Raw genomic sequence first — 7,978 nt, forward strand, 5'->3', positions numbered from 1 at the left:
CGGGCCGGTGTCACCGCTCTCCCCGGTACATCTCCGCCACGAGGAAGGCCAGGTCCAGCGACTGACGGCGATTGAGCCGGGGGTCGCAGACCGTCTCGTAGCGCAGGGGGAGCTGGTCGACGTGCACCTCGTCGCCACCGCCCACGCACTCGGTCACATCGCTGCCGGTCAACTCCACGTGGATGCCGCCCGGATGGGTGCCCAGCGAGCGGTGGGTCTCGAAGAAGCCTCTGACCTCGTCCATCATCGCGTCGAGGCTGCGCGTCTTGTACCCGTTGGAGGTCTTGAAGGTGTTGCCGTGCATCGGGTCGCAGATCCAGGCGACCTGGGCGCCGCTCGCGGTGACCTTCTCCACGAGAGGGGGCAGCGCGTCGCGGACCTTCTCCGCGCCCATCCTGGTGATGAAGCTGAGCCGGCCCGGCTCGCGGTCCGGATCGAGCTTGTCGATCAGCGCGAGGACCTCGTCCGCCGCCACGCCGGGGCCGAGCTTCACCGCGATGGGGTTGCGTACCGTCGAGGCGAACGCGACGTGCGCTCCGTCGAGTTGGCGGGTGCGCTCGCCGATCCAGAGCATATGGGCGGAGGTGTCGTAGAGGTCGCCGCCGCGCGAGTCCACCCGGGTCAGAGCGGCCTCGTAGTCGAGGATCAGGGCCTCGTGGCTGGCGTAGAACTCGACGTCGTCCAGGGCGTCGGGATGCGCCCCGCACGCCTTCATGAAGGCCAGGGCCCGGTCGATCTCCCGGGCCAGCCGCTCATAGCGCTCGCCGCTGGCGGACAGCGCGACGAAGTCCTGATTCCAGGCATGGACCTGGTCCAGTGCCGCGTATCCGCCGGCGGTGAAGGCGCGCACGAGGTTCAGCGTGGCGGCGGACGCGTTGTACATGCGCCGCAGCCGCTCGGGGTCGGGCGTGCGGGAAGCTGCGGTGAAATCCGGGCCGTTGACCGAATCGCCGCGGTAGACCGGAAGAGTCACCCCGTCCCGGGTCTCGGTGTCCTGGGACCGCGGCTTGGAATACTGGCCGCCTATCCGGCCGACCTTGACCACGGGCACCGATCCCGCATAGGTCAGCACCACGGCCATCTGGAGAATCGTCTTGAGCGTGTTGCGTATGTTGTCGGCCGAGACGGCGGCGAAACTCTCCGCGCAGTCGCCGCCCTGGAGGAGAAATGCCTCCCCCCTCGCGACGGCTGCCATACGCGTACGCAACTGGTCGCACTCGCCCGCGAAGACCAGCGGGACCGCGGTCGACAGATCGGTGAGAACGGAGGTCAGGGCCTCGGGGTCCGGCCAAGAAGGCTGCTGGGCGGCGGGTTTGGCACGCCAGGAATCGCGGACAGTTTCATTTTTCGTCATGTTCGGAATGTGCGGCAGACGACTACCGCCACTTCCTTCCTCGGAACCAACAGGATCGCGGTTGACAGGCCGATCCAAGCAGCGGCCGCGTAGTACCCGCATCGGCGCACGGACGAGTTTTCCCTGCGCTTATGGGGGAGGGGTTACGTCCCGGCGCGGCGGCCCGGACACTTCTCGCCTCGCCGCCGCTCACCCCCGGTTACTATGCTCACTTCCTGCCTCTGGCCTCGGAGACGTTGTCCGTGGAAGGCACGGTCGAAGAGATTGGATGGCCTGGGAAAGTGCTGGAAGAGGTCGTAGCGACCCGTTACGTCACGCCTCTGCGTGAGGGCGGCTCGCTCCCCGGGATCGTCGAGGCCGACGACCTCGGCACGTACGTCATGAAGTTCACCGGAGCCGGACAGGGCCGCAAGACGCTTGTCGCCGAGGTCATCTGCGGCGAGCTGGGCCGCCGGCTCGGGCTGCGGGTGCCGGAGCTGGTGACCATCGAGCTGGACCCGGTCATCGGACTGGCCGAGCCGGACCAGGAGGTGCAGGAGCTGCTCAAGGCGAGCGGCGGCCTGAACCTCGGCATGGACTACCTGCCGGGCTCGTTCGGGTTCGACCCGCTCGCCTACGAGGTCGGGGCGGCCGAGGCCGGGCGGATCGTCTGGTTCGACGCGCTGATCAACAACGTGGACCGCTCCTGGCGCAACCCCAACCTGCTCGTCTGGCACGGCGACCTCTGGCTCATCGACCACGGCGCGACCATGATCTGGCACCACAACTGGCCGGGCGCCCAGGCCTCCGCCGCCAAGCCGTACAACGCCTCCGACCACGTCCTGGCCCCCTTCGGACCGGACATCGCGGCCGCGGCCGCCGAGCTCGCCCCGCTGGTCACCGAGGAACTGCTCACCGAGGTGGCCGCCGACGTACCGGACGTCTGGCTGGCCGACGAGCCCGGCTTCGGCTCCGCCGACGAGGTGCGCCGGGCCTACGTCGCCCCGCTGCTCGCGCGGGCCGCGACCATCCACGAGCGGATCACGCTGGACGCGCCCACCGCGACCCGGCCCTCGCAGGCCCCGGGCTGGCTCACCGACCGGCTGCCGCCCCGGCGGAAGCAGGCCGCGGGTGACGACCGCGCCGCGGCCGTCACCCGTACCGGCGAGGAGGGCGGCCGATGACCCGGCGCGATGTCTTCGAGTACGCGCTCCTGCGCGTCGTGCCCCGCGTCGAGCGGGGGGAGTGCTTCAACGCCGGAGTGCTCGTCTACTGCCGGGCCCACTCGTTCGTGGCCGCCCGGACCCACCTCGACGAGGCGAAGCTCAAGGCGCTGGACCCGGACGCCGACGTCGTCGGGGTGCGGGCCGCCCTGCGCGCCGTCGAAGGGGTCTGCGGCGGCGGTGCGGAGGCCGGCCAGGCGGCGGGCGACGACGCCGGACGCCGGTTCCGCTGGCTGATCGCCCCGCGCTCCACGGTCGTCCAGCCCGGTGCGGTGCACAGCGGGCTGACCACCGACCCGGCCGGTGAGGTGGAACGGCTGCTCGACCTCCTCGTGCGCTGATCCGCGCCCCGGCGGGACCGCGACGGCACGGCGGCGGGCGCTCCCGCCCGGTGTGACGTACGGCCCGCCGGGGCGTGCGCCGTTGACACCGGGTGCCAGGGCTTCTAGCGTCTCGACTGCTGAAGGTACTAAGCGGTTGCTCAGTCGTCGGGGTCTTTCCGCCAGGGAGTGTCAGGGACTGGCGGGGAAGCGCCCCGATGCCCGCTGAGCCGCTATCCAAGGGCGAGGAGAACCAAGCATGTCCACCACCGAGCAGCGCGTCGCCATCGTGACGGGAGCGGCGCGGGGCATCGGCGCCGCCACCGCCGTCCGCCTCGCGGCCGAGGGCCGCGCCGTCGCCGTACTCGATCTCGACGAGTCGGCCTGCAAGGACACGGTCGAGAAGATCACCGCCGCCGGCGGCACCGCGCTGGCCGTCGGCTGCGACGTGTCGGACGCCGGTCAGGTGGAAGCCGCCGTCGCGCGGGTCGCCGCCGAGCTGGGCGCGCCGACGATCCTCGTGAACAACGCGGGCGTGCTCCGCGACAACCTGCTGTTCAAGATGAGCGAGTCCGACTGGGACATCGTGATGAACGTGCACCTCAAGGGCGCGTTCCTGATGGCCAAGGCCGTCCAGGCCCACATGGTCGAGGCCAAGTTCGGCCGGATCGTCTCGCTCTCCTCCTCCTCGGCCCTCGGCAACCGGGGCCAGGCCAACTACTCCGCGGTCAAGGCGGGGCTCCAGGGCCTCACCAAGACGCTCGCCAAGGAGCTCGGCAAGTTCGGCGTCACCGCCAACGCCGTCGCGCCCGGCTTCATCGTCACCGAGATGACCGCGCAGACCGCCGAGCGCGTCGGCATGGGCTTCGAGGAGTTCCAGGCGGCGGCCGCCACCCAGATCCCGGTCCAGCGCGTCGGTCGTCCCGAGGACGTCGCGAACGCCATCGCCTTCTTCGCGGGCGACGACGCGGGCTTCGTCTCCGGCCAGGTCATGTACGTGGCCGGCGGACCCCTCAACTGATCCGAAGGGCAGCGGACATCATGACGGTGCAGGACAGCGGAAAGGTCGCCCTCGTCACGGGCGCCAGCCGGGGTATCGGCTACGGGATCGCCGAGGCGCTCGTCGCCCGCGGCGACCGGGTCGCCATCACCGGGCGGGGCGAGGACGCCCTCAAGGAGGCCGTGGAGCGGCTCGGCGCCGACCGGGTCATCGCGATCCCCGGCAAGGCGCACGACGAGGCCCACCAGGCGGCGGCGGTCGAGCGGACCATGGAGGCGTTCGGCCGGGTCGACTACCTGGTGAACAACGCGGGGACCAACCCGGTCTTCGGCCCCATGGCCGAGCTCGACCTCAATGTGGCCCGCAAGGTCTACGAGACCAATGTGATCTCGGCGCTCGGCTTCGCCCAGCAGACCTGGAAGGCCTGGCAGAAGGAGAACGGCGGGGCGATCGTCAACATCGCCTCCGTCGCCGGCGTCGCCCCCTCGCCGTTCATCGGCGCGTACGGGATGTCGAAGGCGGCCATGATCAACCTGACCGCCCAGCTGGCGCACGAGTTCGCCCCGGTCGTCCGGGTCAACGCGATCGCCCCGGCCGTGGTCAAGACGAAGTTCGCCGAGGCGCTCTATGAGGGCCGCGAAGCGGAGGCGGCCGCCGCCTACCCGCTGGGCCGGCTCGGCGTGCCCGAGGACATCGGAGGTGCGGCGGCCTTCCTGACCTCCGCGCAGTCCGACTGGATCACCGGACAGACCCTCGTGGTCGACGGAGGAATTTTCCTCAACGCGGGCGTTGGCTGAGAGCAGCCTGGCCCGATTTGGCCCTGATTGAAACAAGTGCCCCGCCGGGCCAGCGGATTGACCTGGTGGGGCGCTGCGGTATGGTCTGCCGACCCATGGCTGATCGAGGAGCGTGCACGTGTTCTACCGGGCCAGTCTGCAGGCTGCTGCAGCCCTAGCTTCCCTTTCTCTGCTGGCCGGCTGCGGTCTCCTTTCCGACAGCGGATCGGAAAAGGACCAGAAGATAACCGTCGGGACGACCAGCTCCCCGTCCACGCTCGATCCGGCGGCGGCCTGGGACGGTTCCTGGGAATTGATGCGGAACGTTTACCAGACCCTGGTGAGCTTCCCCACCGGCAGCACGAGCCCGGAGCCGGACGCGGCGGACTCCTGCAAGTTCACCGACGCGACGAGCATGGCGTACCGCTGCACGCTCAAGAAGAACCTCAAGTTCTCCAACGGCGAGAAGCTCGACGCCGAGGCCGTGAAGTACTCCATCGACCGCATCGTGGACATCCACTTCAAGGGCGGCCCGGCCGGGATGCTCGGCTCGCTCGACCGCATCGAGACCAAGGGCGACGACACGGTCGTCTTCCACCTGAACAAGTCCGACGCCACGTTCCCGTTCGTCCTGGCCACCCCCGCCATGTCGCTCGTCGCCCCCGGCGACTACCGCCAGGACAAGATCCGCGAGGACGGCAAGGTCACCGGCTCCGGCCCGTACCTCCTGGAGTCCTACGAGGCCGGCAAGACCGCCGAGCTGAAGAAGAACCCGGACTACAAGGGCTTCGCCAACCGGAAGAACAACGCGGTCACCATCCGCTACTTCGAGAAGTCCGCCGACATGGTGAGCGCGCTCAAGGCCGACGAGATCGACGCCACCTACCGGGGTCTGACCGCCGAGGAGGTCGTCAGCCTGGAGGACAACAAGGACGACAACGCCGGCCTCCAGATCGTCGAGAGCACCGGCGCGGACATCCGCTTCCTGGTCTTCAACCCGAAGGACCCGGCCGCCGCGAACCCCGCCGTCCGCAAGGCCATCGCCCATGTTGTCGACCGCGACGCGCTGGTCGAGAAGGTCTACCGGGGCACCGCCGAGCCCCTCTACTCCATGATCCCCAAGGGCATCGCCGGACACACCACGAGCTTCTTCGACACCTATGGTGACCCGGATGTGGCCAAGGCGAAGAGCATCCTCTCCGGGGCCGGCATCACCGAGCCCGTGAAGATGACCTTCTGGTTCACCACCGACCGCTACGGCTCCGCCACGGAGCCCGAGTTCGAGGAGCTCAAGCGGCAGCTGGAGGCCTCCGGACTGTTCAAGATCACGCTGCGGGGCGAGCCCTGGCAGAAGTTCCAGGAAGGGTTCAACAAGGGCTCGTACCCGGTCTTCGGCCGAGGCTGGTTCCCCGACTTCCCGGACCCCGACAACTTCGTCGCCCCGTTCGTGGGCCAGGAGCCCGTCACCGGCAGCCCGTACATCAACAAGGAGATCACCCAGCAGCTCCTTCCCGCCTCGCGGCAGGAGAGCGACCGGGGCGCGGTCAGCAAGCAGTTCGAGCGGGCCCAGGAGATCCTCGTCGACGACGTCCGCCTGCTGCCGCTGTGGCAGGGCAAGCTGTACGTCGCCGCGGGCGAGGACATCGGCGGCGGCGAGCGGGCACTCGACCCGCAGACCGTCATGCAGATGTGGGAGCTGTACCGCAAGGCCAGCTGGTAGCGGCCTCGCGGTGAAGGGACGACGGGCCTCCTCGGGGGCCCGTTGTCAGTGGCGACCGGTAGGTTCTGGGATCAAGAACCTGTTGCTCACCGGAGGTTGTGGACGTGACCGATATCGACCTGCTGCCCGAGTCCTGGCGCGGCGTCCTCGGCGAAGAACTTCAGAAGCCGTACGTCAAGGAGCTGGCGGACTTCATCGAGGAGGAGCGGGCCAAGGGCCCCGTGTATCCGCCCCGCGAGCAGGTCTTCGCCGCCCTGGACGCCACGCCGTACGACAAGGTGAAGGTCCTCGTCCTCGGCCAGGACCCGTATCACGGCGAGGGCCAGGGGCACGGGCTCTGCTTCTCCGTGCGGCCCGGCGTGAAGACGCCCCCGTCGCTGCGCAACATCTACAAGGAGATGCAGCAGGAGCTGGGCCTGCCCATCCCGGACAACGGCTATCTGATGCCCTGGGCCGAACAGGGCGTCCTCCTGCTCAACGCCGTGCTGACCGTCCGGGGCGGTGAGGCCAACTCCCACAAGAACAAGGGCTGGGAGAAGATCACCGACGCCGTGATCCGCGCCGTCGCCGATCGGCCCGACCCGGCGGTCTTCGTGCTCTGGGGCAATTACGCGCAGAAGAAGCTGCCCCTGATCGACGAGGAGCGTCACGTCGTGGTGAAGGGCGCGCACCCCTCGCCGCTGTCCGCCAAGAAGTTCTTCGGCTCCCGCCCCTTCACACAGATCAACGAGGCCGTGGCCGCCCAGGGGCACCAGCCGATCGACTGGCGGATCCCCGACCTCGGCTGACGGGTTCCCCGGCGGGGACCGCCTCCGAGCCCGTGTCTGACCGGTTCCGCGCAAGCCCGGCGTTAGCGTCGGACGGACGGGGGCGACCGGTCGGACGGGCGACGAGGAGAGAGCAGTGGTGGAGCAGCAGGAGGCGTCCGAGGACGCCGTCATGACCAGGATCGGCCAGGCGATCATGCTGCTCCACGGAGGTGACCGGGAGGAGGCCCGCAACCGCTTCGGCGCGCTCTGGTCGGAGCTCGGAGCGGACGGCGACGCCCTGCACCGCTGCACCCTCGCGCATTACATGGCCGACACCCAGGACGATCCCGGCGACGAGCTGGCCTGGGACCTGCGCGCCCTGACGGCCGCCGAGGGGGCGGGCGGTGGGCGGGCGGGGGAGCACCCAGACCTTCCGGCCGTCCGGGCGTTCTACCCCTCGCTGCACCTCAACCTGGCGGCGGACTACCTCAAGCTCCAGCGCCCCGAATCCGCCCGCATCCACCTCCAGCGGGCCCGCGCCGCGGCCGAATCGCTCGCGGACGACGGGTACGGCGGCGGGGTCCGCGCCGCCATCGACCGCCTGGAGCTCCGCTTGGGGGAGCAGTGACCCCCGGGGACCCCTCAGGGCCCCCGGGGGGACAGGAGCGTCAGCGGCTGTACGTCTCCGAGCAGATGCGGGCCTGCGGACTGCCCGCGGGCCAGCCGTACCCCCGGCCGAGCGCACAGACGTCCGCGCCGCCGCCGGGGACGCGTGGCAGGGCGGGCGCGGTGACGGGCGGGACACCCGGGACCCGGTCGGGCGCCCGCCGCCGTGGCGGGTCCGCGCGCTCGGGCGG

Annotated in this window: 8 protein-coding genes and 1 pseudogene; 7 read left to right on the top strand and 2 right to left on the bottom strand. The window is 70.0% G+C overall.

Annotation, left to right across the window (positions count from 1 at the left end):
- Nucleotides 1–10: 10 nt before the first annotated feature.
- Nucleotides 11–1,354, bottom strand: coding sequence for a class II 3-deoxy-7-phosphoheptulonate synthase (locus A3Q37_RS29780; protein ID WP_065489212.1), 1,344 nt, complete (start codon nt 1,352–1,354; stop codon nt 11–13).
- A gap of 281 nt (nt 1,355–1,635) precedes the next feature.
- Here A3Q37_RS29780 and A3Q37_RS29785 point away from each other — a divergent pair, with 281 nt between their 5' ends.
- The 7 genes from A3Q37_RS29785 (at nt 1,636) to A3Q37_RS29815 (ending at nt 7,749) form a co-directional block, all read left to right on the top strand.
- Entirely contained in the window at nt 1,636–2,517 is an 882-nt protein-coding gene (locus tag A3Q37_RS29785; protein ID WP_176711535.1) for a HipA family kinase, read from the top strand.
- The gene (locus A3Q37_RS29790; RefSeq protein ID WP_065489213.1) at nt 2,514–2,897 is read left to right on the top strand and encodes a DUF3037 domain-containing protein; all 384 of its coding nucleotides are present in this window, start codon (nt 2,514–2,516) and stop codon (nt 2,895–2,897) included. The genes A3Q37_RS29785 and A3Q37_RS29790 overlap by 4 nt, the downstream gene beginning before the upstream one ends.
- A 238-nt stretch (nt 2,898–3,135) precedes the next feature.
- Entirely contained in the window at nt 3,136–3,897 is a 762-nt protein-coding gene (fabG, locus tag A3Q37_RS29795) for a 3-oxoacyl-ACP reductase FabG (RefSeq protein WP_065489214.1), read from the top strand.
- Nucleotides 3,898–3,917: 20 nt separating this feature from the next.
- Nucleotides 3,918–4,673, top strand: a complete 756-nt coding sequence (locus A3Q37_RS29800) for an SDR family oxidoreductase (RefSeq protein WP_065489216.1) — start codon at nt 3,918–3,920, stop codon at nt 4,671–4,673.
- Between the two features lie 118 nt (nt 4,674–4,791).
- The gene (locus tag A3Q37_RS29805; protein ID WP_065489218.1) at nt 4,792–6,372 is read left to right on the top strand and encodes an ABC transporter substrate-binding protein; all 1,581 of its coding nucleotides are present in this window, start codon (nt 4,792–4,794) and stop codon (nt 6,370–6,372) included.
- A gap of 104 nt (nt 6,373–6,476) precedes the next feature.
- Nucleotides 6,477–7,160 carry a uracil-DNA glycosylase gene (locus A3Q37_RS29810; protein ID WP_065489241.1) on the top strand — a complete coding sequence of 228 codons (684 nt, stop codon included), beginning with the start codon at nt 6,477–6,479 and terminating at the stop codon, nt 7,158–7,160.
- 115 nt (nt 7,161–7,275) lie between these two features.
- Nucleotides 7,276–7,749, top strand: a complete 474-nt coding sequence (locus A3Q37_RS29815; protein ID WP_065489220.1) for a hypothetical protein — start codon at nt 7,276–7,278, stop codon at nt 7,747–7,749.
- A 40-nt stretch (nt 7,750–7,789) separates the two neighbouring features.
- Here A3Q37_RS29815 and A3Q37_RS36960 read toward each other — a convergent pair.
- Nucleotides 7,790–7,978: pseudogene (locus A3Q37_RS36960) on the bottom strand (hypothetical protein); the annotation flags it as partial.

This window comes from Streptomyces sp. PTY087I2 (assembly GCF_001687325.1).
GTDB lineage: Bacteria > Actinomycetota > Actinomycetes > Streptomycetales > Streptomycetaceae > Streptomyces.

Excerpts from the sequence above, each read along its gene's own strand:
- A3Q37_RS29780 (WP_065489212.1), bottom strand. The coding sequence starts at position 1,354 with ATGACGAAAAATGAAACTGTCCGCGATTCCTGGCGTGCCAAACCCGCC.
- A3Q37_RS29790 (WP_065489213.1), top strand. The coding sequence starts at position 2,514 with ATGACCCGGCGCGATGTCTTCGAGTACGCGCTCCTGCGCGTCGTGCCC.
- fabG (WP_065489214.1), top strand. The coding sequence starts at position 3,136 with ATGTCCACCACCGAGCAGCGCGTCGCCATCGTGACGGGAGCGGCGCGG.
- A3Q37_RS29800 (WP_065489216.1), top strand. The coding sequence starts at position 3,918 with ATGACGGTGCAGGACAGCGGAAAGGTCGCCCTCGTCACGGGCGCCAGC.